Below are 23,329 nucleotides of genomic sequence, written 5' to 3' on the forward strand. Positions count from 1 at the left end.
GGGGGCCAGCCCCCCGGACCCCCCGCTGGGAGGCGACCGCCTCCCAGACCCGGGGTCAAAGGGTTGGTTGGGAGGAGGGGCACGCGGTGCACGTCGCGTCGGTTCCACCGACGAGCCCCTCCTCCCAACCAACCCTTCAGTCACCGCGGGTCCGGGGGCACGTATGCCCCGGCGGGTGGGTCCGGGAGGGCAGAGCCCTCCCGATAGCGCCATCACCCCCCCGACAGCCGGATCACCAGCCCCGACAGGAACAGTGCCAGTCCCAGGTCCAGCAGCACGAAGCCGGCGGCGCGCAGGCCGTTCACCCCCAGTGCCGCGCGCGCGGTGAACCATTGCAGCCAAAGCGCGTAGCCCACGGCCGCGAGCCCCAGCGCGTCCGACACCAGGCCCGACAGGCCGAGCAGCATCGGCAGGGTAAAGGCTGCCAGCACCACGTACTGCACCAGGTTCACCCAGTTCCACGCCGCGATCAGCCGCGGCCACAGCGCGCGGCGGCCCATGGCCTCGGCCAGCGGCAGGGATGCCAGGGCGAAGCCTGCCCAGGAACAGACATAGGCGATCACGTCGGCGGCCAATGCCCGCGCGGCGTCCGGCCCGCCGGCCGCGCCGGTGCCGCTGAGCCCGCGCAGCAGCAGGAAGATCGGCAGGCACAGCAGCGCCGCGACGAAGGATGCCCGCGCCTCGGCCATGGTCGGCGCGAAGGCCAGGACCCCGGCGGCGCGGCCGCGCGCCAGCAGCAGCGCGGCGGCAATGCCGCGCACCACCGGCCCGGCCGGCGGGGGTTGGCCAGCGTTCAGCCGAGCACCTCGTGCAGGATGGCGCGATAGGTCGCCGCCAGCGCGCGCAGTTCCGCCACCGGCGCGTTCTCGTTCACCTGGTGCAGCGTGGCGCCGACCGCGCCGAATTCCGCGACCGGGCAATAGCGCGCGATGAAGCGCGCATCCGAGGTGCCGCCCCCGGTATCGAGCGCCGGCGTCACGCCGGTGCTGGCCGCGATGGCGCGCGACAGCGCATCGACGAAGGGGCCGGGGCGGGTCAGGAAGCTCTCGCCCGAACACTCCGCGACCATGTCGTAGCGGCACCCGGCGGCCTGCAATGCCGCATGCAGCCGCTGGGTCAACGCCGCGCTGTCGTGCAGGTCGTTGAAGCGGATGTTCAGCATGGCCCGCGCGCAGGCCGGTATGACGTTCGACGCGGTGTTGCCGACATCGAAGCCGGTCACCTGCAGCGTGGTGGGCGGGAAGAACTCGCTGCCATGGTCAAGCGGCGCGGCCAGCAGCGGGCCGAGTGCCGCGACCAGCCGATGGATCGGGTTGTCGGCCAGCGCCGGATAGGCGCTGTGCCCCTGCTTGCCCTGCACGGCGATGCGCGCCGTCAGGCTGCCGCGCCGGCCGATCTTGATGGTGTCCCCCAGCCTGGCCTTGCTGGTCGGTTCGCCGACCAGCGCCATGTCGGGGATGTGCCCCTCGGCCTGCATCCATTCCAGCACGCGCGCGGTGCCGTCGACCGACCGCGCTTCCTCGTCCCCGGTGATGAGCAGGGAGATCGACCCCGGGTGATCCGGCCGCCCGGCCAGGTAGTCCGCCAGCCCGGCGATGAAGGCGGCGATGCCCCCCTTCATGTCGCAGGCGCCGCGGCCGTACAGCACCCCGTCGCGCACCGCGCCGGAGAACGGGTCATCGGTCCAGGCCGCCACATCGCCCGGCGGCACCACGTCGGTATGGCCGGCGTAGCAGAGATGCGGGCCGGTGCTGCCACGCCGGGCGAACAGGTTGTCCACCCGGTAGTCGTCCGGCCCGAAGACCAGCCGCGTGCAGGCGAAGCCGAGCGGTTCCAGCGCGCGCTGCACCACCTCCAGCGCGCCGTCATCGGTGGGTGTCACCGACCGGCAGCGGATCAGCGCCTGCGCCAGCGGGATGGGGTCGGTCGCCACGCGCTGCGTCATGGCGCGGCGCGCCCCGCGCCCGGATGCGCGCCGCCTGGTCCGCGGCCTGCGTCACGCCGCGCGTGTGCCAGCGGCGCGTTGGCGCAAGCCTGCCAGCGACACGGTGGCGGCGCCTGCCGCCCGCCCGGCGCGTCAGCGCAGCGCATCAGTCGCGCAGCAATTCGTTGATCGCGGTCTTGGCGCGGGTCTGCGCATCCACCCGCTTCACGATCACCGCGCAATACAGCGACGGCCCCGGCGACCCGTCCGGCAGCGGCTTGCCCGGCAGCGACCCCGGCACGACCACGGCATAGGACGGCACGCGACCGATGAAGATCTCGCCGGTGGCGCGGTCGATCACCTTGGTCGAGGCGCCGATGAACACGCCCATCGACAGCACGGCGCCCTTCTCGACGATGACGCCCTCGGCCACTTCCGACCGGGCGCCGATGAAGCAGTCATCCTCGATCACCACCGGGTTGGCCTGCAGCGGCTCCAGCACGCCACCGATGCCCACCCCGCCCGAGATATGCACGTTCCTGCCGATCTGCGCGCAGGACCCGACGGTGGCCCAGGTGTCGATCATGGTGCCTTCATCGACCCGCGCGCCGACATTCACGAAGGACGGCATCAGCACGACATTGCGCGCGATATAGGCCGACCGGCGCACCACGGCGCCCGGCACGGCGCGGAAGCCGGCTTCCTTGAAGCGGTTCTCGCCCCAACCCTGGAACTTCAGCGGCACCTTGTCATAGGCGCCGGCGGCGGTGTCCATCGGCGCGGAATCGGCCAGCCGGAAGGACAGCAGCACGGCCTGCTTCAGCCACTGGTTGACCTTCCAGCCGCCGGCGCCATCGGGCTCGGCCACGCGGGCCTGGCCGTTGTCCAGCGCCTCCAGCGCCTCCTCGACCGCGGCGCGGTCGGACCCGCCGGTGGCGGAGGAGACGCGGTCGCGGGTCTGCCACAGGGCTTCGATGCGGGCCTGAAGGGCGGTCTTGTCCATGGCGTCGGTCTCCGGCAGTGCGGCGGGCAGGCGGCGCTCCTTGCGGCGGTGGCGCGGGCCTGTCAACGCGCGACCGGAGGGCCAGCCCCCCGGACCCCCCGCTGGGAGGCGACCGCCTCCCAGACCCGGGGTCAAAGGGCTGGTGGGGAGGAGGGGCGTGGCGTGCCCTGCCGTCGGCGGCACCGACGAGCCCCTCCTCCCCACCAGCCCTTCGTTTCCGTGGGTCCGGAGGCACGTACGCCCCGGCGCGCCCTGACCGCCCCGCGCTAACCGGAGATTCACCCGCCGCGCGCTTCCATCACCCCGATGAACACGGCGCTCCGCCCTGAGGACTGGTCGGTGATGGTCCCGCCTGCGGCCGCCGCCTCCGCGGCGCTGCACGGCGCGTTGCTGGAATCGCGTCAGCGCTGGCAGGACCTGGCTGGCCTTGCGGCCGACCTGGTGTTCGAGACCGACAATGCCGGCCGCTTCACCTTCCTGTGGCCGGACACCGTGCTGGGCCATCGTGCGGCGGACCTGCTCGGCCGGCGCGCCGACAGCCTGCTGCTCGGCGCCGTGCCCAACCCCTTCGCCCTGCGCCAGGCGCTGCGCGGCCACCGCGTCTGGATGGCGGATGCGCAGGGGCAGCCGCGCTGCCTGGCCCTCTCGCTGGCGCCGCTGGGCGATGAGCGTGGCGGCCATGCGGGGCTGCGCGGCGCGGCGCACGACGTGACGCAGCAGGAAGCCGCGGCGGCCAGCGCGGCGGCCGGGCTGCGCCGCGCCGCACTGCTCGATTCCCTGGCGGAATGCGTGCGCCACGCCGGCACCGCGCGGGAGGCGGTGGAATTCGGCCTGGCCGGGCTGCGCGATGCGCTGGGCTGCGCCGGCACCGCGATGCTGGTGCCGGCCGACCCGCTGCCCGAGGTCGCCGCCACCACCACCGGCCCGCCCCCCGCGCTGCTCGATCGCGCCGGGCCGGCGCTGCGCATCGGGCAGGATTGGCTCGGCCTGCTCGACACCGGCGAACCCGGCGCGGTGCTGCACCACCATGGCCGTCCGCCCGCCGCCAGCGCCCTGGCCGCCTGGCGCGACCCCGGCGCGCGCGACTGGGACCCCGAGGACCTGGCCGTGCTGCGATCGATGGCGGCCATGCTGGGCGCGGTGCTGGGCTTCGACCGCATGCAGCGCGAACTGGAACGCCAGGCCAGCACCGACCCGCTGACCGGGCTCGACAACCGCCGCGCCTTCCTCGATGCGCTGGAGGCGCGGCTGGATCCCGCGCGGCGCGATCCTCGCGGCGCAACGGGGGCGGAGGCGGCTGGCGAAGCGCCACGCGATCCCGCGGGGCCCGAAGCGGGTCCGGGCGGGGTCCGCGGCGCGCTGGCCTTCCTCGACCTCGACAACCTCAAGCCGCTGAACGACCGCCATGGGCACGAGGCCGGCGACGTCGCGCTGCGCGCCACCGCGCGGATGCTGCGCGCCACCGCGGCGGAGGGCGACATCGTGGGGCGTTTCGGCGGCGATGAATTCATCCTGTGGATCGCCGGCGCCGATGCGGCGGCCGCGATCACGCGCGCGCGGGCGCTGCTGGACGCCGCCGCGGCGCAGGACCACGACCACGCGCCGCGATTCAGCCTGGGCCTCGCCGCCTGGGATCCCGCATCGAACGAGAGCGTCGCGCGGCTGCTCGCGCGTGCCGATGCCGCGCTGTACGACGCGAAGCGCCATGGCCGCGGCGGCTGGCGGCTGGCGGAGCCGGCGCCATGATCGGGCTCGGCGCCGCCGCGCGCATCCTCGACGAAGGCCACACCCCCTCCCGCGCCGCGCTGGCCGCCAATCCGCAGGCGCCGCCGGAGGCGCTGTACTACCTGGCGGGGGATGACGACCCCGCGGTGCGTCGCGCCGTCGCCGGCAATCCCGCCACGCCGCACCACAGCTTCCCCGTGCTGGCCGGCGATGGCGAGCAGGAGGTGCGTGCGACGCTCGCCACCCGGCTGGCGGCGCTGGCGCCCGACCTGGCGCCGGCGCAGCAGGATCGGCTCGCGCACATGGCCTGGACGGCGCTGGCGCAACTGGCCGCCGACACCGCCGCCGAGATCCGCGCCACCATCGCCGAGGCGGTGCGCGACCTGCCCGCCGCGCCGCGCGAGATGGTGCTGGCCCTGGCGGCCGACCGCGACATCCGCGTGGCCGGCCCGGTGATCCGCCTGTCGCCCCTGCTGACCGAGGCCGACCTGCTGGCGCTGGTCGATGCGCCGCCGGTGCGCGAGACCCTGACCGCCGTCGCCCGCCGCCCCGGCATCAGCGAGGCCGTGGCCGATGCGCTGGTCGCCACCGGCGATGCCTCCGCCATCGGCATGCTGCTGCGCAACCGCACCGCCGCCATCCGCGAGAGCACGCTGGACGCGCTGGTGGTGCAGGCGGCCGAGCACACCGCCTGGCAGGAACCGCTGGTGCGCCGGCCCTATTTGCCACCGCGCGCGGCGGTGGCGCTGGCCGCCTTCATCGCCGAGGAACTGCTGGCCCCGCTGGCCGAGCGCGCCGACCTGCCGCCGGCGGTGGCCGTCCAGGTGCGCGCGGCGGTCGCGACGCGCCTGGCGGGGGCGCCGCGCGCCGGCGAAAGCGCCGAGGATGCCGCCACCCGCGCCACCATTCTGGACCGCGCCGGCGCGCTGAACGACGCAACCATCCTGCGCGCCGCCCATGGCGGGGAGGTCGCCTTCGTCGCCGCGGCGCTGGCGGCGCTCAGCCGCATGCCGCGCAGCGCGGTGGACCATGCGATCGCGACGCGCTGCGCGAAGTCGGTGGCGGGCATGTGCCGCCAGGCCGCGCTGGCGCCGGAAGCCGCCGAGGCCGTGGTGGCGCTGCTGGCGCCGGGGATGCCCGGCGCGACCAGCGTGGCGCCCTCCCTGGTGGGTGATGGCGAATTGCGCTGGCGCGTGGATGCGCTGGCCCGCGCCGCCGCGCGGCAAGGCTGACCGCGCGAGCAGACAGCGCCCCACTCCTTCGGATCGTGCGAAGGCACGATCCGGGAGCGCGAATGCGCGACCGCGCCCAGCCCATCAGCCCCGCCGGGCGCACCAGCCCCGGCGCGAAGGCAAGCCGGCCGGACGGCCGGCGCCCGCCGCCTGAGGGTCACGCAAAGACTCGGATCGTGCGACGGCACGATCCGGGAGCGCGAATGCGCGACCGCGCCCAGCCCATCAGCCCCGCCGGGCGCACCAGTCCCCGGCGCGCAGGCAAGCCGGCCGGACGGCCGGCGCCCGCCGCCTGAGAGTCACGCAAAGACTCGGATCGTGCGAAGGCACGATCCGGGAGCGCGAATGCGCGACCGCGCCCAGCCCATCAGCCCCGCCGGGCGCACCAGTCCCCGGCGCCCGCCGCCTGCGGGCAAACAAAACCTCACATCACCCGAAATCCGGCCGGCGTGCCTGCACCAGCGCCGCGTGCAGGGCCTGCTGCAGCGACGCCTTGTCCTCGGCGCCCAGGTCGTGGCCGATCTCGACCACGCGGCCGCGACTTTCCAGCAGCAGGCGGCCGGCCCCGCCGGGATCCGCGTGGTGGGTCACGCGCGCCCAGTAGGGGTCGAGCACGATCTCCTCCCGCCGCCCGCGCGCGTCGGTCCGCGCGATCGACAGCCGCCCGGGCACCAGCAGCAGCAGTTCCGACCGCCGCGCCGCGCCGCGCACATGCAGCGCCACCATGGCCAGCGCGAAGACCAGCTCGGCGCCCAGGAAGGGCAGCACGGGCCAGGCGCCGATCGCCAGGAACAGCCCGCCCAGCGCCGCCGAGACCACGCCCAGCAGCACCGCGAAGGCGCCGAAGCCGCGCCGCGTCAGCGACCGCGGCGGCGTGCAGACGGCCTGGAACAGGACCGGTTCGGCAGGGGCTGTCATCGCACCAGAGGATAGGCGAGGATCGCGCCCTTGCCAGCCATGACCGCCCGCCCCGCCAAGCCGAAGCGCCCCGACCACGGCTCCGCCGCCGCGCCGCGGCGCGCGCGCATGATGCCAGCCCCCCAGGCCGAGGCCTTCATCCGCGCCCTCGCGGTGGCGAACCCCGCGCCCGAGACCGAGCTCATCTACAGCGACCCCTTCACCCTGCTGGTCGCCGTGGTGCTGTCGGCGCAGACCACCGATGCCGCGGTGAACCGCTGCACGCCCGCGCTGTTCGCCGCCGCCCCCACGCCGGCGGCGATGGCCGCGCTGGGGGCCGAGGGCATCGGCCCCTTCATCCGCACCATCGGGCTGTGGCAGGGCAAGGCGCGCAACGTCGCCGCCCTGGCGCGCGACCTGCTGGACAAGCATGGCGGCCAGGTCCCCGCCGACCGCGTGGCGCTGGAAGCCCTGCCCGGCGTCGGCCGCAAGACCGCGAATGTGGTGCTCAACGTGGTGTTCGGGCAGGAGACGATGGCGGTCGACACCCACATCTTCCGCCTGGGCAATCGCTGCGGCCTGGCGCCGGGGCGCAACGTGCGCGAGGTCGAGGAACGCCTGGTCAGGCGCTGCCCACCGGAATTGCTGCGCGACGCGCATCACTGGCTGATCCTGCACGGCCGCTACGTGTGCAAGGCGCGCGCGCCGGAATGCTGGCGCTGCGTGGCGCGCGCCATGTGCAACTACCGCGACAAGGTGCTGGCGCCGCCGGCGTGAAGGGAGATCCTCCGATGAAGCACCCGTGGACCGCCGCGCCGATGCTGGCCCTGGCGCTCGCCACCGCCGGCTGCGGCGGCGGCGTCTGGGCGAATGTGCCGCAGGACCCCGGCCCGGTCGCCGCCGCCTGCCGCAGCGAGATCGAACGCGACCCGCAGGTGCGCCGGCTGGGGTCGGAGGCCGGCGGCAATCCCTCGAACAGCGAGACGGTCCGCCAGCAGCTGCTGGTCCTGCTGCCGCAGCTGTATCACGCGTGCATGATCCGCGCCGGCGCCATCCCGCCGGGCACGCCGCAGCCGCCGCCGCGCGTCACCTTCTGACCGCGGCGCGGCTCAGGCCGGCACGCGCGCCGCCTGCCCCGCCATGACGAAGCCCGGATAGCCCTGCGCCGCGACCTCGGCGCAGATCGCGCGATACCGCGCCATGCCGCCGGCATAGGGCATGAAGACCCGCGGCTTGCCCGGCACATTCGCGCCGAGGTACCAGGAATGCCCGGCCTGCGGCATCAGCGTGGCGTTCGCCGCGTCGTTGACATGCGCGACCCAGGCCTCGGCGGCGTCGTCCGTCGCCTCGATGGTGGCGCGGCCCTGGGCGCGCAGCTGCGCGATGCAGTCGGTGATCCATTCGACATGCTGTTCGATCGCCACCGGCATGTTGGTCAGCACGGATGGGCTGCCGGGGCCGGTGATGGTGAACAGGTTCGGGAAGCCCGGCACCTGCAGCCCCAGCTGCGTGCGCGGCCCGGCCGCCCAGGCATCGCTCAGCGCCAGCCCGTCGCGCCCGCTGATGCCCATGCGCAGCAGCGCCCCGGTCATGGCATCGAAGCCGGTGGCGAAGACGATGACATCGACCGCGTGCTCGGCCCCGCTGCGCAGCCTGATCCCGGTGGCGGTGATCCGTTCGATCGGGTCGGCGCGGATATCCGCCAGCGCCACGTTGGCGCGGTTGAAGGTCTCGAAATAGCCGGTGTCGATGGGCGGGCGCTTGGTGGCGAAGGGGTGGTCGATATCCGCCAGCTTCGCCGCCGTGGCGGGGTCCTGCACCACCTCGCGGATGCGCGCCTTGATGAAGTCGGCCGCGGTGTCGTTGGCGGCGCGGTCGGTCAGGATGTCGCGGAAGGTGGCGCGCAGCGCCAGGCCGCCCTTCTCCCAGGCGGCGGCGTAGGCGGCCTCGCGCTCCTCGGCGCTCACCTCGAGCGCCGAGCGCGGCCCGACCGTCCAGGGGTGCCCGTTCGGCGTCGCATGCATCGTCGCGCGGATCTCGGCCGCATGGGCCTTCGCCCAGTGCTTGAAGGCATCGTCCAGCGGCCGGTTGCGCGCCGGGATGGAGTAGTTCGCGGTGCGCTGGAACACCGTGAGATGCGCCGCGGCCTCCGCCAGCACCGGCGCGGCCTGGATGCCGGTGGAGCCGGTGCCGATCATCGCCACGCGCTTGCCGCTGACATCCACGCCGTCATGCGGCCATTCGCCGGTGTGGTGGACGGCGCCGGCGAAGTCCTCGCGCCCCGGGATGTCGGGCATGTTGGTCGATGACAGGCAGCCGACGGCGGTGACCAGGAAGGGCGCGGCATAGCGCCGGCCATCCTGCGTCGCCACGCGCCACAGCCCGGCGGCGGCGTCCCAGCGCGCACTGCCGACGCGCGCGCCGAAGGTGATGTCGCGCTTCAGGTCCAGCCGGTCCGCCACATGGTTCAGGTAGCGCAGGATCTCGGGCTGCTGGGGGTAGCGTTCGGACCAGTCCCAGGACTGCAGGAGGTCGTCGGAGAAATAGAAGGCATAGGCGTGGCTTTCGGAATCGCAGCGCGCGCCGGGGTAGCGGTTCCAGGTCCAGGTGCCGCCCACGCCATCGGCGGCCTCCAGCACATGGGCGCGCAGGCCGAGGCGGTCGCGCAGCGCATGCAGCTGGTACAGCCCGGCGAAGCCGGCGCCGACGATCAGCGCGTCGAAGGTGGTCTCGGGCATGACGGGGGCGGCGGGGGCCTCTGGCATGGCGGTGTCCTTCCGTTCGGCGGGAGTGTTCACCCGGCGGCGGGGCGCGGCAACCGCGGCCAGGCGGGGCCGCTGCGGGCTCGGAAACGCTGGCCCGACCGAGCAATTTGTTGCACCCCCGGGTGCAAGTCTCTTACGATGTCGTGGCATTCGTCTTGACGCCCGGCCATGCTGTGGGCGCTGCGGCACGTTCCGGCGGAAAATTTCCGCTCTGGGAAAGGACGCTGAAATGGCACGCGTCGCGGATTATTCCATCATTGCCGACAGCGTGATGCAAAGCAGCAGCACAAATTTTTCCGTGCCCGACAATATTCATGCCGGATCGCGTTCGGTCCTGCGGTTCAAGATCAAGGCGCGGGGATATGACAAGCGCGATGTACCTTTCGGCTCCTTCGATGGCATGGAAACAAAACTGCGATTGAATGGGAATACGGTCTGGACCTGGAACTGGACAAACGACAGCAATCCGACCCGCGTGTTTCAGGAAGTGATTCCAGCAGGCGTTGTGAAGCCAGGCGAGAATACATTCAGCTTCATCGTCGATTTCGACGATCCAGATGGTGGCCTGTCGATCATCGAGATCTCCGATGCCGTGCTCTGGTGGCAGGCGGACATCTGACAGGGGCGCGTCGCCCCATGGTGACCGTTCTGCGTCAGCCGGATCGCGAGACGACAGACATCCAGCAAGTGCCGGAACACTCGTGCGGAAATCTTCCCGTCCAGGAAAGGCTTCAAGATGGCGCGCGTCGCGGACTATTCCATCATCGTCGATAGCTGGATCTCGGAAAACAGCACCGACTCACGCAAATTCACGGTTCCGGACAACATCCATCCGTCGTCGCGTTCGATCCTGACCTTCATGTTCGACGCGGACAGCGACGATGGTGTCACGGTCAATGTTCGCCTGAACGGCAGCCTGGCCTGGACCTGGACCGCCAGCAGCGGCGATTCCCGCCCGGTGCGGTTCTTTCAGGAGGTGGTCGCGGCGGGCGTCGTGAAGCCTGGCGAGAATGTCTTCAGCTACAACAGCAGCTCAAGCGATTCCCGCACCATCCGGTTTTCGGATGTTGTCCTGTTCTGGCAGGCGAGCATCTGATACGCCCGGCGGCCCGGCCGGAACACACCGCGCGGGGCGGTCTTGTGGAGGCGCATTGTTGACGGCGATACCCGGCGGTCCCGCCGCTTCTCCCGCCGGCGGCCCCCACACATCGTGGCGCGATCCGGCCGGGGTGGATGCGCTGACGGCCATGGCGTCTCCATGACCCCGATCGACCTGGCCCTGGCCGAAGCCGCCGCCGCCGCCGCCCGCGGCGAGGTTCCCGTGGGCGCCGTGGTCACCGACGAAGCCGGCACCGTGCTGGCCGCCGCCGGCAACGAGGTCGAGGCCCGCCACGACGCATCCGCCCATGCCGAGATCCTGGCGCTCCGCGCCGCCGCCGCCCGCCTGCGCAGCCCCCGCCTGGTCGGCTGCACCCTGACCGTCACGCTGGAACCCTGCCCGATGTGCGCCCAGGCGGCGTCCTTCTTCCGCGTGAAGCGCCTGGTCTTCGGCGCCTACGACCCGAAGGGCGGTGGCGTGGACCACGGCGCGCGCATCTTCGCCGCCCCTTCCTGCCACCACGCCCCCGAGGTGGTCGGCGGCCTGCGCGAGAGCGATTGTGCCGCCCTGCTGCGCCATTTCTTCACGGCCCGGCGTTGACCATGCCCGCACCCGCCGGGCATTCAGCCCCCCTGTCCCACGGAGGTCCCCCATGCGCGAGGTGAACGGCAGCGAATTGCTGGCCGGCAGCGACCACGAATTCGTCGTCAACCTCTATACCGTCATCCTCAACCGCTGGCCGGACGAGGACGGCTACCGCCATCACCTCCAGCGCGTGGAGAACCGCCCCGACATCCGCCGCCAGGTGATCCAGGATGTCGCGGCCAGCGCCGAGGGCCGCGCGCTCGGCGTGGTGCTGACCTTCGTGGACGACCCGCCGCCCGAGGCCGCGCCCCCTCCCGCCGACCCCGCCCCCGCGGCGGCCGCCGGCAGCACGGGCGAGGCCCTGGCGGCAGTGCTGGCCACGCTCGGCACTGTGCCGGATGTCGAACTGCGCGCGCTGCACCAGCAATTGGCCGACGCGCTCGGCGCGGTCACGCGCGAACGCGCCGCGCGGGTCGAGGCACGGCTGGCGCGGCTGGAACAGCGGCTCGGCTGATGCACGCGCCCGCCGCCCCTTGCCCGCCGGATGCCGCGCGGGTGGGGGCGGGGGCCGGTGTCCGAATCGCCACCGCCGGGCGGGCGTGGCGCCGCGGCGCGGTCCGCCGCGCGGCCCGGCTCCGCGCCGTCCCCGGGGTCGCGGCGGCGACGCATCCGCAGGCCGGACGACATCGCCACAGGTCCCGCCGCGGCCCTCCGGCCGGCGCAAGCGCGGCCCGGGAGCTGGAGAACGGGTCCCGCCCGCGCGCAATCACCTGGCCGGGTGAAGCTGCGCGTGAAGATGGCGGCCAGGAGACGTTGCGGCGAGCCGAGAGGGCTTTACCGCAGCGCGATGCGCCCATCCGGCGGCACGCCCGCCAGCCGCCCGGCGGCGATCGCATTCGCCACCACCTCGTCCAGCACCGGCCCGGTGTCGTAGGGGTCCAGCGCGCGGTCGCGGAACATGACGTACCCGTCGCCGCCCTTGCGCATGAAGTCGTTGGTGACCACCCGATACACCCGCCCGGGGTCGATCGGCGCGAAGCGCGACCCCTGCGCCACCTGCATCCCGCGTACGCGGCTGCCCGGCGGCGCCGTGGGGTCCCAGGCGAAGCGCAGCCCGGCGACCTGGGGGAAGCGCCCCGCGGTGCCGGCCCCCTGCGACAGGCCGTGCTCGATCGCGGCCAGCACGTCGGCGCCGCGCAGCCCCATCACCGCGACGGTGTTGCCGAAGGGCAGCACGGTCAGCACGTCGCCGATCGTCACCTGGCCGTCGGGCAGGCCGGCGCGCAGGCCGCCGCCATTGGTGATGGCGGCCTCAGCGCCCGGCACGGCGGCGAGCATCGCCTCGGCCACCAGGTTGCCCAGCGCGCATTCGCCGCGCCGGCAATCGGCGTTGGGCAGCGCCATGGGCAGCCGGCCGACCGGGCGGCGGCGGGTTTCCTCGAGCGGTGCGGCAAGCTCGGCGACCAGGGCCGCCACGCGCGCATCCTCGGCGATCCCGGCGCCGAGCGGGATGGTCGACCCGCCCTGCGCCGCGATCCGCCCATCCACCGCAAGATCGAGGTCGAGCCGCCCGAGGAAGCGCCCATAAGCCCCGGTCTGCAGGATGCGCACCGTGCGGTCGCGCCCATCCACCAGCGTGGGGGATGGCCCGTCGGCGTCGGGTTCCGCCGCCAGCAGCGTGTGCGAATGCCCGCCCAGGATGGCATCGATGCCCGCCACCTGCTCCGCGATGTGGCGGTCGGCCGCGAGGCCCAGATGCGACAGCAGCACGATGGTGGCGGGGCCGCTCGCGCGGATCTCGGCAATGGCGCGCGTGGCGGCCTCGGCCGGATCGGTGAAGCGGAGGTTGCGGCCGGGCGAGGAGAGCTGCGGCGTCTCCGGCGTGCTGACGCCCACGAAGGCGATCCGCGCGCCGTCGCGCACCGTCTCGAACCATGGGCGAATCCGCCCGGCCAGCAGCGGTTCGGCGCGTGCATCGATGTTCGCGCCGAGGATGGGGAAGGGGGCGGCGGTGGCGAAGCGGGCCAGCACCTCGGCCCCGTTGTCGAATTCGTGGTTGCCCAGCGTCATTGCCTCGCAGCCCCAGGCGCGCATCACCGCCAGCTCCGCGGCGCCGCGATGCTGCGTGTAGAACAGGGAGCCCATGAACTGGTCGCCGGCATCCACCGCGACCACGGCGCGCCCGGCCGCCGCGGCCTCGGCGCGCGCGGCCGCGACACCACCGGCCAGGCGCGCGGAACCGCCCAGGCAGGTCTCGTTTGCCCGGCAGGCCGCGCCGGTGGCGCGCACCACCGGTTCGTGCCGGCTGTGGAAATCATTGGTGTGGATGATGCGGATGCGCCGCGCCGCCTGCGCGGCGGCAGGGCGCAGGAAGGGCGTGGCGATCGTGGCGCCGAGCAGCAGGCGGCGGGTGAGCATCATGCGGGGCCTCATGCGGGTGGCTGCCGCAATCCTGCCGCGTCGCGCGTCGATTGTCCCTTGCCGCGTTGCGCCGTCGGGTTCAAACGCGGTGGCGCGCCCGGGCTCACGCCTGGCGTCGTCGAGGATTCACCGCAACCGAAGCGCGGGGCGCGCGATGCAGGTCTACCTGCCGATCGCCGAGATGAGTGTGGATGCCCTGCTGCTGCTGGGCATCGGCTTCGGCGTGGGCTGGCTGTCGGGGCTGTTCGGCGTGGGCGGGGGGTTCCTGCTGACACCATTGCTGATCCTGATCGGAATCCCCTCCCCGGTCGCGGTGGCGTCGGGTGCCAACCAGACGCTGGGGGCCTCGGTCTCGGGCCTGATCGCGCAGTGGCGGCGCGACAATGTCGACCTGCGGATGGGCCTGGTGCTGCTGGCCGGGGGCTTCGTCGGATCGGCGCTGGGGGTGCAGCTGTTCGCGGCACTTCGGCGCGCCGGGCAGGTCGATGTCGCGGTGTCGTTCTTCTACGTGGTGGTGTTGGGCACGGTGGGCATGCTGATGGTGCGCGAGAGCGTGCGCGCCATCATCCGCCGCCGGCGCACCGGCGTGTCCGCGGCGCGCACCGGCGAGCACACCTGGCTGCACGGCCTGCCGTTCAAGATGCGGTTCCGCAAGTCGCGCCTGTACATCTCGATCGTGCCGCCGCTGCTGGTGGGCTTCGGCATCGGCGTGCTGTCGGCCGTGATGGGCGTGGGCGGCGGGTTCATGCTGGTACCGGCGATGATCTACCTGCTGGGCATGCCCACCTCGGTCGTGATCGGCACGTCGCTGTTCCAGGTGGTGTTCGTGTCGGCCAACGTGACGCTGCTGCAGGCCTGGCAGGTCGGCAGCGTGGACATCGTGCTGACCCTGCTGCTGCTGGCCGGCGGCGTGGCCGGGGCGCAGTTCGGCGCATCGATGGGCACGAAGCTGCGCGGGGAGGAAACCCGCGCGCTGCTCGGCCTGCTGGTGCTGTCGGTCGCGCTGGGCCTGGCCTGGGACCTGATCCGCGCGCCGGAGAACCTGTTCGCCATCGGCCTGGCGCGATGAGGTGGGCGGCGCTGCTGATCGCGCTGGCCTTGGCGCTGCCCGCCCGCGCGCAGCAGCCCGCCACCACGCCGCTTCTCACCGCCGACCTGTCGACCAACCAGGTCGAGATCACCACCGGATTCACCGGCGCGTCGGTCATCGTGTTCGGCGCCACCGAGAACCTGATCGGCCCGCAGACCGGCGAGGATGTGGTGGTGCTGGCCTGGGGCCCGTCGCAGGCCACCGTGGTGCGGCGCAAGGTCAATGTGCTCGGCTTCTGGGTGAACGGGCCGGCGGCGACCTTCCCCGAGATCCCGGGCTTCTACGCCATCGCCGCCACCCGGCCGGTCTGGGAAGTGCTGCCCGAGGAGGTGCGCCGCAGCGCCAGGCTCGGCCTTGAGGCCCTGCCGCTGCGGGCGGTGGGAGCGCAGGCGCCGGCCTTCCGCGCGGCGCTGCTCGACCTCAAGCAGCAGGATGGGCGCTGGCAGGAATACGCCGCGCCGGTCTCGGTGGCGGGCGGCCGGCTGTTCAGCACGCGCGTGTCCTTCCCCGACACGGTGCAGACCGGGGACTACCGGGTGGAGGTGCTGCTGGTGCGCGACCGGCGCATCGTGGCCCGTCAGGAACTGTTCCTGCGCGTGGACCGGGTGGGTACGGCCGCCTGGATCGCCAATATCGCCCGCACCGCGCCGCTGCTCTATGGTCTGGGCTGCATCGTGCTGGCCGCCCTTGCCGGGTGGCTGGGTTCCGTCCTGTTCCGCCGCAACTGAGGGCTGCAGATGCCAGGCACCGAGGAAGCCGCCGCCGCCACCAGCGCCGCCAAGCGCGACCGCATCTTCCTGGTGGTGGTGGATGACAGCCCCGAACGCGCGGTGGCGCTGCGCTATGCCTGCCTGCGGGCGCGCAAGGGCGGCGGGCGCGTGGCGCTGCTGCGCGTGATCGAACCGGTCGGCCTGGTGGAATGGGCCGGCGTGGGCGTGATGATGCAGGAGGAACGGCGCGAGGAAGCCGAGAAGATGCTCTCGGGCCTGGCCGCCGAGGTGAACGAGATCACCGGCGGCTTCCCCATCCTGATCATCCGCGAGGGCGAATCGCGCGACGAATTGCTCAAGCTGCTTGAGGAAGACCCGCGCATTTCGATCCTGGTGCTGGCGATGGCGCCGGGGTCCGGCGGGCCCGGGCCGCTGATCGCGGCGCTGACCGGGCGCTATGCGAACCGGCTGAGCGTGCCGCTGACGCTGGTGCCCGGCGCGCTGGACGAGAAGGAGCTCGACCGCGTCACCTGACGGCGGCGCGCGTCACAACACCAGGTCGGTCGAGACGCTGACGCGCAGCACCAGGTCGTTGAAGTCCGCATCGCTGGCGGAAAAGCGCAGGTCCTCGAAGGCGACAAGCAGGCTTTGCGCGCCGTCCGCGCGCGAGAGGGCCTGGACCTCGCCGCCGGTGTTGAGCGCGTTGCCGGCATCGAAGGGGTTGGCGTCCAGCGTGTGGAAGATGTCGCCCAGGATGGCGGCGCCCGTGCCGTCGCGCACCAGCCTCGGCGACGTGCTGCCGAGCCGCGCCGTATCGCCGGTCTCGGCATCCACGAAGCGGAACGCGCCATCGAGGTCGCCGTTCAGGAAGGCGCCATTGGCCACGAGGAACAGGGCGATGCGCGCGCCCGCGGCCGGCGTGGCGAGACCCACGCCACCCGCCGCGGCATCATCGAGGTCGATGAAGCGCGCCGTGCCGAAGGTGCCGTCGGCGTGCATTTCGAACCAGCCGAGCGCGTTGTCCTGGGCGGTGCGGCCGCCGACCACCGAGACCTCGTAGCGCGCCGCGCCGTCGCCGGTCATGAAGGCGGCGGCAACGCCATTGACCGCCTGTGGCGCGACGGCGTCCGCTTCGACCAGCGTCACCGCCGAGGAGGCCGGCGTGGTGACGTTCTCGTAGGCGTAGAGGTAGTCGTTGTAGGAGCCGTAGAAATCCGGCTTGCCGTCGCCGTTGAAATCCGCGCCGGTCGCGTTCGCGATGTCGGTGCCGAGCGTCAGCCCGGTCTGTTCGTAGGCATAGTCCCCGCTGGTGCCAAGCCAGTCGTAGCCGAAATAGATCGCCGAGCTTTCGCCATCCGACACCATGATGTCGGGCGAGCCATCGAGATCGTAGTCGAGCAGCGTGCCGAGATTGCCGCGCGGCGTCTGAGCGATGACGTTGTCGTTCACCAGCGACTTGTTGAAGTCGAAGCCGGCGATGTGGATCTGGTCGTCGAAGGTGATGACGAGCTGCGCGAAGTAGTTGGGATAGGGCTTCAGCGCGACCACGTCCTGGGGGTTCTGCCAGCTGTTGCTGTAGGTGTTGCTGCTGTCGGTGTTGAGGATCGGCGCATCGGAGGACGAGCCGGCATCGCCCCACACCACGAAGGCGGTCGGGTTGGGCGTGACGATGTCGTCGCCGTCGTCGGGATGGTAGGCGAAGGCCACGTCGACCAGCCCGTCGCCGTTGAAGTCGCCGGTGGTGACGCGCGCGAGGATGCCGGAGGTCAGCCCGGCGCTGCCATTCCCGCCGCCGGCCAGCACGCCGTTGTACTGGAAGGGCTGGAAGTTGAAGTTGCCCAGGCCGTTGCCCAGGCCGATCGCGTAGCAGCCATAGGTGTCGATGTCGTTGCCGCTGCTGGGGGCGCTGACATCGTAGCCATTCACCCCGGCCACGATGATGTCCATGATCCCGTCGCCGTTGAAGTCGGCGAAGTCGGCATCGTGCACCTGGAGGAAGTCGGACGGGCCCTCCAGGATCATGTTGCCGGCGGGGATGTAGGAATAGAGTTCGTTAATGAAGGGCGCCGCGCCGGCCGCGGCATTGGGCGTGCCCTGGAACGACGTGACATAGAGCGAATTGGGGTCGCCCGGCACCGCCGTGGTCAGCGGGAAGCCGACGATGTCGCCGAAGCCGTCGCCGTTGAGGTCGGTGGTGTAGATGTAGTCCAGCCCGGCATCGGCGCCGAACACCACCGACCCGTTGAAGGTATTGGACGGCGCGTCGTATTCGCGCCAGTGCAGCCCGTCCTGCTGCGCGAAGACCAGGTCCGCCCGCGTCAGCGAGGCGTAGTTTCCCGCCGTCGAGCTCCCGATGCTGTCCGATTCCTTCATCGGGTTGTAGATCTCGGCGCGGAACGGCGACGAGGTTTCGATGTCGCTGCCCAGGACGAAGCCGTCGGACAGGGTGTTCAGGCCACTCGGCGGCATATCGATCCCGGCAGGTTCAGTGCGATGCCTGGACGCTACGGGGTATCCATGCCGATGCAATAAATCGGAAGTTGCAACCGTCCAATCCGTTGGGCGGAACGGTTCACGACTGCTCGATCGTGCCCGGCCCCGCGGCCTGGCCGGCGGCGCTCAGAACCGCCGCAGCAGCCGGTCGATGTAGTCGAGCTCGGCGGGCGCCCGTTCCCGCTCCGCGCCGCGGCGGCGCAGTTCTTCCTGGATGCGGCGCGTCTTCAGCAACTCGGCCTCGTCCGGCACGCGGGTGTCGGACGCATTGTCCTGCCCGCCCGTCGCCTCGCGGTTGCGCCGGCCGAGCGGGTCGCGGCCCTGGCCCTGTTCCTGCGCCTGGTCCTGGCCCTCGCCGCCCTGCTGGCCGGAGGCCATGCCCTCGCCTTCGCCCTCGCCGTCTTCCTCGCCCTCGCCGGGCTGGCCCTGGCCGAACTGGCGCTGCATCTGCTGGGCCATCTGGCGGCCGCCCTCGGTCAGGGCGCGGATGGCGCGCTGCTGGGCGTCGCGCGGGTCGCCGCCGGCGCGCAGGTTCTCATCGGCGTCGCGCATGGCGCGGTCGGCCTCGCCGAGCTGCTGCGGCACGTCGCCGGTCAGGTCGCCGAATTGCTGCATCAGCTCGCCCAGGGCGCGGCGCAGCGCGCGCTGCACGCGGCCATCCTGCTGGGCCTGCGCCTGGCGCTCCGGATTGGGCTGCGCCTGTTGCGGGGGCTGCTGCTGCTGCTGCGGGAAGCTGCCGGGCGGGCGGCGGCGCTGTTCGGTGCGTTCGCGGTCGGTCTGCTCGGCGCGCTGGTGGCTGCGGTCGAGCATCTGGGTCTGCCGCTGCACCATGTCCTGCACGGCGCCCATCTGCTGGTTGCCGCGCTGGCGCTGCTGTTGGCGCTGGCGGTCCTCGGCGCGCATGTTGCGGCCTTCCTCCAGCGCGCGGAGCATTTCCTCCAGCTCCGCCAGTTCGCGCTGCGCGTCCTCGGTGCGGTCCTGGCGGGCGGCGTCCTGCATGCGCTGGGTGCGGCGGTTCAATTCGCGCTGGTCCATCAGGCGCTGCTGCGGGTCATAGGGCAGCGCCTCGGCGTTTTCGCGCTGCAGGCGTTCGGCCAGGGCTTCCAGGTGGCGGCGGATCGCCTCGCGCAGTTCCTGGATGCGGCGGTCCATCTCGGTGCGCTGTTCGTCGGTGCGCTGGTCGTTGGGCGTGCGGCGCTGTTCCTCCAGCGCCTCGCGCAGGGCCTGCCGCGCCTCGGCCAGGGCGCGGGCGGTGCGGTCGGTGCGGCCTTCCTCCAGCGCGACGGCGACGTCCCACAGGATCTCCTGCGCTTCCGTCACCGCGGTGGGGCGGCGGTCGCGCAGCAGGCGGTGGCGCGCGCTGCGCAGCGCCATGAAGGTGCCGGTGTCGTGCTCGAAGGCCTCGGGCGCGGCGGCGATACGGTCCAGTTCGCGCCGCGCGGGTTCGCGCCCGGTGGGGTCGACCGACAGGGCCTTGCGCAGGGCGATCAGCTGCTGCGAGACGGGATGCGTGAACGACCGTTCCGGCAGTTCGAGGAAGGCGCCCTCGCTGCGGCCGTCCTGGCCGGCATGGTCGGTGGCGACAAGGCGCGCCTCGACCTCCAGCCCGGCCCAGGGATGGGCGGAGAGGTCCGGCTGCGACGCGCCGCGCGCGCTGCGCGGGCTGCCGCCGGGCAGCGGGAGGTCGAGCGTGACGGGCTCGGCCTCCGGCCGCAGCTTCAGGCGCAGTTCCACGCGCAGCGTCGCCAGGCCCCAGTCATCCTCCGCCCGCCAGGGCAGGCGGATGGCCAGGCCGCGCTGGGCGCGCGCCGGTGGCTGGTCCCAGGCGACGCTGGGTGGCGCATCGGCACGCACGGACAGCGACCATTGCGCGAGGTCGCTGCCATCGCGCCGCACCGCCAGGCGGCCGCCGGATTCGATGGTGGCCTCCGCCGCGAAGGACCCGCGGTCGAGCGTGCGGAAGGGTGTCGCGGCCGCATCCAGCATCAGGTCCGGCACGCCGCCGGCGCCGCCCGAAACCGCCACCTGCAGCCGGCTGCCGGCCGGCACCGCCGCGCTGCCGCCGGCGGGGTCGAGGAAGATCGGCGCCGCGCCGGTATAGGCCGGCGGCGTGACCCAGGCTTCGAGGCGCACGCCCGGGGTGGTGGGCAAGGCGGTGCCGGCGAAGGCGGGCAGCAGGGCGCGGCGCAGCCGTTCGGGGGCCTCGGTGCCCGCCACGACCAGGGCGGCGACCAGCGCGACCGCCAGCCCGCCGCGCAGCGCGCGACGGTCGATGGCGGCCAGGCCCGGCTTCGGCGCCGCGACGCGCAGCGCGGCCAGCCGTTCGGTGGCGCGGCGCCGATGCGCCTGCCACAGCGCCAGCGCGACGGGGTCGTTGCCGGTGGGCCGGTCGCCCAGCGTGGCGATGGGGCGGTGCGCCAGGCCGGAATCGCGTTCGATGCGGCGTTGGCCGGCGGCGGCGCCGGGCAGGGCGAGCTGCCGGGCCGCGCCCCGCGCGGTCCAGGCCAGCGCGGCGGCGAAGCCGGCCAGCAGTGCCAGGTGCAGCAGCGCCGGCAGCGCCAGCGGCAGGCCGGACAGCGCGACCACGACGAACAGCCCGACCACGCCGAGCGGCGGCCAGAGCGCCGGCCAGGCGGCTTCCCACCACAGTGCCAGGCGCGCCAGCCAGGTGCGGCGCGCAACGCGGGCGGCGAGCCGGTCGCGGTCGGTCATGGCGTGGCTCCGGCGGGGTGGCGCATCCGATCCAGACCTGCGGTGCCCGGCGCCTGCGGCACCTGCGCCCTGCGGTCATCGGATGCGCGGGCCATCATGTCGTCAGCCATTCCGGCACGCGCTGGCCGTGCAGCAGCGCGTCATGGGTCTGGCGTTCGCGCACCACGGCGTAGCGGGTGCCGTCCACCAGCACCTCCGGCGCCAAGGGCCGGGCGTTGTAGGTCGAGGACATCACCGCGCCATAGGCGCCGGCATCCAGGAAGGCGACCGCATCGCCCGGCGCCAGCACCGGCAGCAGGCGGCCACGGGCGAAGGTGTCGCCGCTCTCGCAGACCGGGCCGACCACCTCGGCGGGCGTCAGCGGCGCCACGGCGCGGGCGGCGCCGATCGGCACGATGCCGTGCCATGCCTCGTACATCGCAGGGCGGATCAGGTCGTTCATCGCGGCATCCACCACGACGAAGCGATGCGCGGCACCTTGTTTCTGGAGCACCACCGAGGCCAGCAGCACGCCCGCCGGCCCGGCGATCCAGCGGCCCGGCTCCAGCATGACCGGCAGGCCGAGGTCACCCAGCGTCGCCTTGATGGCACCGGCCAGCGCCTCGGGGCTGGGGGCCGGTTCGTCGCGATAGGGAATGCCCAGGCCGCCGCCGCAATCCACGCGCCGCACCGGCAGGGCGCGGGCGCGCAATTCGCGGATGGTCTCCGCCAGGCGCGCATAGGCCGCGCGATAGGCCGACATGCCGGCGGTGATCTGGCTGCCGATATGCGTGGCGATGCCGATGGGGTCGATGCCCGGCAGCGCAGCCATGCGGGCGTAGATGTCGATCGCGTCGGAGATCGCGACGCCGAACTTGTTCTCGCTTTTCCCGGTGGTGATCTTGGCGTGGGTCTTGGCGTCCACGTCGGGGTTCACGCGAAGTGCGACGCGCGCGGTGCGGCCCAGGCCCGATGCGATGGCGGAGATCATGGCGATCTCCTCCTCGCTTTCGGCATTGATCTGGAAGATGTCCTGGTCGATCGCGTGGCGCAGTTCGTCGGCGGTCTTGCCGACGCCGGAGAAGACGATCGCGCTGGCCGGGATGCCGGCGGCGCGGGCGATGCGCAGCTCGCCCTCGCTGACCACGTCGGCGCCGAGGCCCTCGGCGGCGAGGACGCGCAGGACGGACAGGTTGTCGTTGCACTTCATGGCGAAGTGGATGGTCGCGGCCAGCCCGGCGCCGGACAGCGCGGCCTTCAGCGACCGGGCGCGCCGGCGCAGCGCGCCCGCGGAATAGACCCAGGCGGGCGTGCCGACCTCGGCCGCGATGCGCGCCAGCGGCACCTCCTCCATGACCAGCCCGTCCATGGCGTGCAGGGTCAGGTGCGGGCGCAGCGCCAGCAATTCGGCGAAGCTGGGGTCGGTGCTGTCGGGCAGGGGAAGCGGCGCGGCCATCCGGTGATTGTCGGGATGGGGCGCGGCATGCGCAAGGCGTGTTACAGGCCGGGGCCTGCCGGCACGCCGATTTTTGGGCGCCCGGGACCGACCCGGCGGGGCGGTCCCGGGCGGCCGGGGGCGGTTGGGCGCGCGCTATCCGAACATCGCGGCGATCGCCGCCGGGTCGACATCCTCGATGCGCGCCGGCTGCCAGTTCGGCGCGCCGTCCTTGTCCACCAGCACCGACCGCACGCCCTCGGCGAAGTCCGGATGGTCGTTCACCACCACGCGGGTCAGCGCCAGTTCGGTGGCCAGGCAGCCGGCCAGGTCCTGCGCCGCGCCGCGGTGCAGCAGCTCCAGCGAGACGCACAGCGAGGTCGGCGACATGCGCCGCAGGATGGCGGCCTGGGCGGAGGCCCATTCGCTGCCCTCGGCATCCAGCGCGGCCAGGATGCCGGCGACGCTGTCGCGCCCGAAGCAGCGGTCGATGGCGGGGCGGTGGGCGGCGAAGGAGGCCTCGGGCGGTGCCACCGCGAAGCGGGCGACGGCATCCGCGCCGTCAGCCACCAGCGCGGCGCGCAGCGCGGGCAGGCTCGCGCGCGGGACGAAATGCGTGGCGAGGCCCGCATGCACCGAATCAGCCCCGGTCAGCCGCGCCCCGGTCAGCGCCAGCCAGGTGCCCACCGCGCCCGGCAGGCGCGGCAGCACGAAGGACGTGCCGACATCGGGGAACAGCGCGATGGCGGTCTCGGGCATCGCGACCAGCGCGTGCTCGGTGACGATGCGCGGGCCGTTGTGCACGGCCACGCCGATGCCGCCGCCCATGCACACCCCGTCGATCAGGCTGACCCAGGGCTTGGGGAAGGTCGCGATGCCGGTGTTGACGGCGTATTCCTCGCTGAAGAAGGCCTCGACCGCCGCGCGGTCGCCGGCGATGGCCGCGGCGCGCACCGCGCGCACGTCGCCGCCGGCGCAGAAGGCGCGCCCGCCCGCGCCCTCCAGCACCACCAGGCGCAGCGCGGCGTCGGCGCGCCAATCCGCGATGGCGGCGGCGAAGGCGCGGATCATCGGCAGATCGAGCGCGTTCAGCGCCTTCGGCCGGTTCATCAGCAGCGTGCCGGCAATGCCCTCGCGCCGGGCGATCAGGCTGGGTTCGGCGGTCTCGGACATGGGCGGTTCCTCGGTGAACGGCGTCAGGCGCGCCGTCATGCGCAGCGTGCCGGACGGGGTAGCCGCCGGCGCGCCACGTTGACAAG

Annotated in this window: 21 protein-coding genes; 11 read left to right on the plus strand and 10 right to left on the minus strand. The window is 73.1% G+C overall.

From position 1 onward, the window contains the following. Positions 1 to 212: 212 nt before the first annotated feature. From LQ222_RS03380 to dapD, 3 genes are all read right to left on the minus strand, one after another. Positions 213 to 761, minus strand: coding sequence for a hypothetical protein (locus tag LQ222_RS03380; protein WP_230164484.1), 549 nt, complete (start codon positions 759 to 761; stop codon positions 213 to 215). A gap of 32 nt (positions 762 to 793) precedes the next feature. Continuing rightward, positions 794 to 1,945: a succinyl-diaminopimelate desuccinylase gene (gene dapE / locus LQ222_RS03385; RefSeq protein ID WP_230164485.1), complete on the minus strand. Its 1,152-nt coding sequence runs from the start codon at positions 1,943 to 1,945 to the stop codon at positions 794 to 796. Between the two features lie 145 nt (positions 1,946 to 2,090). Next, entirely contained in the window at positions 2,091 to 2,927 is an 837-nt protein-coding gene (gene dapD / locus LQ222_RS03390) for a 2,3,4,5-tetrahydropyridine-2,6-dicarboxylate N-succinyltransferase (protein ID WP_230164486.1), read from the minus strand. 342 nt (positions 2,928 to 3,269) lie between these two features. On the opposite strand from dapD, the gene LQ222_RS03395 reads away from it, so the two are divergent. After that, the gene (locus LQ222_RS03395) at positions 3,270 to 4,673 is read left to right on the plus strand and encodes a diguanylate cyclase (protein WP_230164487.1); all 1,404 of its coding nucleotides are present in this window, start codon (positions 3,270 to 3,272) and stop codon (positions 4,671 to 4,673) included. Continuing rightward, positions 4,670 to 5,884, plus strand: a complete 1,215-nt coding sequence (locus LQ222_RS03400) for a DUF2336 domain-containing protein (RefSeq protein WP_230164488.1) — start codon at positions 4,670 to 4,672, stop codon at positions 5,882 to 5,884. Before LQ222_RS03395 ends, LQ222_RS03400 begins: the two co-directional genes overlap by 4 nt. Before the next feature lie 429 nt (positions 5,885 to 6,313). Here LQ222_RS03400 and LQ222_RS03405 read toward each other — a convergent pair whose 3' ends face one another. Further along, positions 6,314 to 6,802: a DUF2244 domain-containing protein gene (locus LQ222_RS03405; RefSeq protein WP_230164489.1), complete on the minus strand. Its 489-nt coding sequence runs from the start codon at positions 6,800 to 6,802 to the stop codon at positions 6,314 to 6,316. A gap of 39 nt (positions 6,803 to 6,841) precedes the next feature. Between LQ222_RS03405 and nth the strand changes: the two genes are divergently transcribed. Next, a complete protein-coding gene (gene nth / locus LQ222_RS03410) occupies positions 6,842 to 7,558 on the plus strand; it encodes an endonuclease III (protein ID WP_374202150.1) in 717 nt (238 codons plus the stop codon). Positions 7,559 to 7,572: 14 nt separating this feature from the next. Next, a complete protein-coding gene (locus LQ222_RS03415) occupies positions 7,573 to 7,878 on the plus strand; it encodes a hypothetical protein (RefSeq protein WP_230164490.1) in 306 nt (101 codons plus the stop codon). Between the two features lie 12 nt (positions 7,879 to 7,890). Here the strand turns inward: LQ222_RS03415 and LQ222_RS03420 are convergent, their stop codons facing one another. Continuing rightward, positions 7,891 to 9,546 carry an NAD(P)/FAD-dependent oxidoreductase gene (locus tag LQ222_RS03420; RefSeq protein WP_230164491.1) on the minus strand — a complete coding sequence of 552 codons (1,656 nt, stop codon included), beginning with the start codon at positions 9,544 to 9,546 and terminating at the stop codon, positions 7,891 to 7,893. 229 nt (positions 9,547 to 9,775) lie between these two features. On the opposite strand from LQ222_RS03420, the gene LQ222_RS03425 reads away from it, so the two are divergent. The 4 genes from LQ222_RS03425 to LQ222_RS03440 all read left to right on the plus strand — a co-directional run bounded on the left by LQ222_RS03425 (position 9,776) and on the right by LQ222_RS03440 (position 11,744). Then, positions 9,776 to 10,165 carry a hypothetical protein gene (locus tag LQ222_RS03425; protein ID WP_230164492.1) on the plus strand — a complete coding sequence of 130 codons (390 nt, stop codon included), beginning with the start codon at positions 9,776 to 9,778 and terminating at the stop codon, positions 10,163 to 10,165. Positions 10,166 to 10,282: 117 nt separating this feature from the next. Then, positions 10,283 to 10,642: a hypothetical protein gene (locus tag LQ222_RS03430; RefSeq protein WP_230164494.1), complete on the plus strand. Its 360-nt coding sequence runs from the start codon at positions 10,283 to 10,285 to the stop codon at positions 10,640 to 10,642. A gap of 162 nt (positions 10,643 to 10,804) precedes the next feature. Further along, positions 10,805 to 11,245, plus strand: coding sequence for a nucleoside deaminase (locus tag LQ222_RS03435; protein ID WP_230164495.1), 441 nt, complete (start codon positions 10,805 to 10,807; stop codon positions 11,243 to 11,245). A 52-nt stretch (positions 11,246 to 11,297) separates the two neighbouring features. Then, the gene (locus tag LQ222_RS03440; RefSeq protein WP_230164496.1) at positions 11,298 to 11,744 is read left to right on the plus strand and encodes a DUF4214 domain-containing protein; all 447 of its coding nucleotides are present in this window, start codon (positions 11,298 to 11,300) and stop codon (positions 11,742 to 11,744) included. A 320-nt stretch (positions 11,745 to 12,064) separates the two neighbouring features. Here LQ222_RS03440 and LQ222_RS03445 read toward each other — a convergent pair whose 3' ends face one another. Next, positions 12,065 to 13,651 carry a bifunctional UDP-sugar hydrolase/5'-nucleotidase gene (locus LQ222_RS03445; protein WP_230164497.1) on the minus strand — a complete coding sequence of 529 codons (1,587 nt, stop codon included), beginning with the start codon at positions 13,649 to 13,651 and terminating at the stop codon, positions 12,065 to 12,067. A gap of 154 nt (positions 13,652 to 13,805) precedes the next feature. On the opposite strand from LQ222_RS03445, the gene LQ222_RS03450 reads away from it, so the two are divergent. Genes LQ222_RS03450 through LQ222_RS03460 form a run of 3 tightly spaced genes read left to right on the plus strand, consistent with a single transcriptional unit; the run spans position 13,806 to position 15,985 of the window. Beyond that, entirely contained in the window at positions 13,806 to 14,720 is a 915-nt protein-coding gene (locus LQ222_RS03450) for a sulfite exporter TauE/SafE family protein (RefSeq protein WP_230164499.1), read from the plus strand. Beyond that, complete coding sequence (locus tag LQ222_RS03455) at positions 14,717 to 15,469, plus strand: TIGR02186 family protein (RefSeq protein WP_230164501.1); 753 nt, start codon at positions 14,717 to 14,719, stop codon at positions 15,467 to 15,469. Before LQ222_RS03450 ends, LQ222_RS03455 begins: the two co-directional genes overlap by 4 nt. A gap of 9 nt (positions 15,470 to 15,478) precedes the next feature. Then, a complete protein-coding gene (locus LQ222_RS03460) occupies positions 15,479 to 15,985 on the plus strand; it encodes a universal stress protein (protein ID WP_230164502.1) in 507 nt (168 codons plus the stop codon). 12 nt (positions 15,986 to 15,997) lie between these two features. Here LQ222_RS03460 and LQ222_RS03465 read toward each other — a convergent pair whose 3' ends face one another. The 4 genes from LQ222_RS03465 to LQ222_RS03480 all read right to left on the minus strand — a co-directional run bounded on the left by LQ222_RS03465 (position 15,998) and on the right by LQ222_RS03480 (position 23,243). After that, on the minus strand, positions 15,998 to 17,920 hold the full coding sequence (locus LQ222_RS03465) for a VCBS repeat-containing protein (protein WP_230164503.1): 1,923 nt from the start codon (positions 17,918 to 17,920) through the stop codon (positions 15,998 to 16,000). A 150-nt stretch (positions 17,921 to 18,070) separates the two neighbouring features. Beyond that, positions 18,071 to 20,656 carry a DUF4175 domain-containing protein gene (locus LQ222_RS03470; RefSeq protein ID WP_230164504.1) on the minus strand — a complete coding sequence of 862 codons (2,586 nt, stop codon included), beginning with the start codon at positions 20,654 to 20,656 and terminating at the stop codon, positions 18,071 to 18,073. A gap of 94 nt (positions 20,657 to 20,750) precedes the next feature. After that, positions 20,751 to 22,091: a diaminopimelate decarboxylase gene (gene lysA, locus LQ222_RS03475; RefSeq protein WP_230164505.1), complete on the minus strand. Its 1,341-nt coding sequence runs from the start codon at positions 22,089 to 22,091 to the stop codon at positions 20,751 to 20,753. Positions 22,092 to 22,226: 135 nt separating this feature from the next. Beyond that, positions 22,227 to 23,243: an enoyl-CoA hydratase/isomerase family protein gene (locus tag LQ222_RS03480; protein WP_230164506.1), complete on the minus strand. Its 1,017-nt coding sequence runs from the start codon at positions 23,241 to 23,243 to the stop codon at positions 22,227 to 22,229. Positions 23,244 to 23,329 lie beyond the last annotated feature (86 nt).

Source organism: Roseomonas sp. CECT 9278 (assembly GCF_918698155.1).
Lineage (GTDB): Bacteria > Pseudomonadota > Alphaproteobacteria > Acetobacterales > Acetobacteraceae > Neoroseomonas.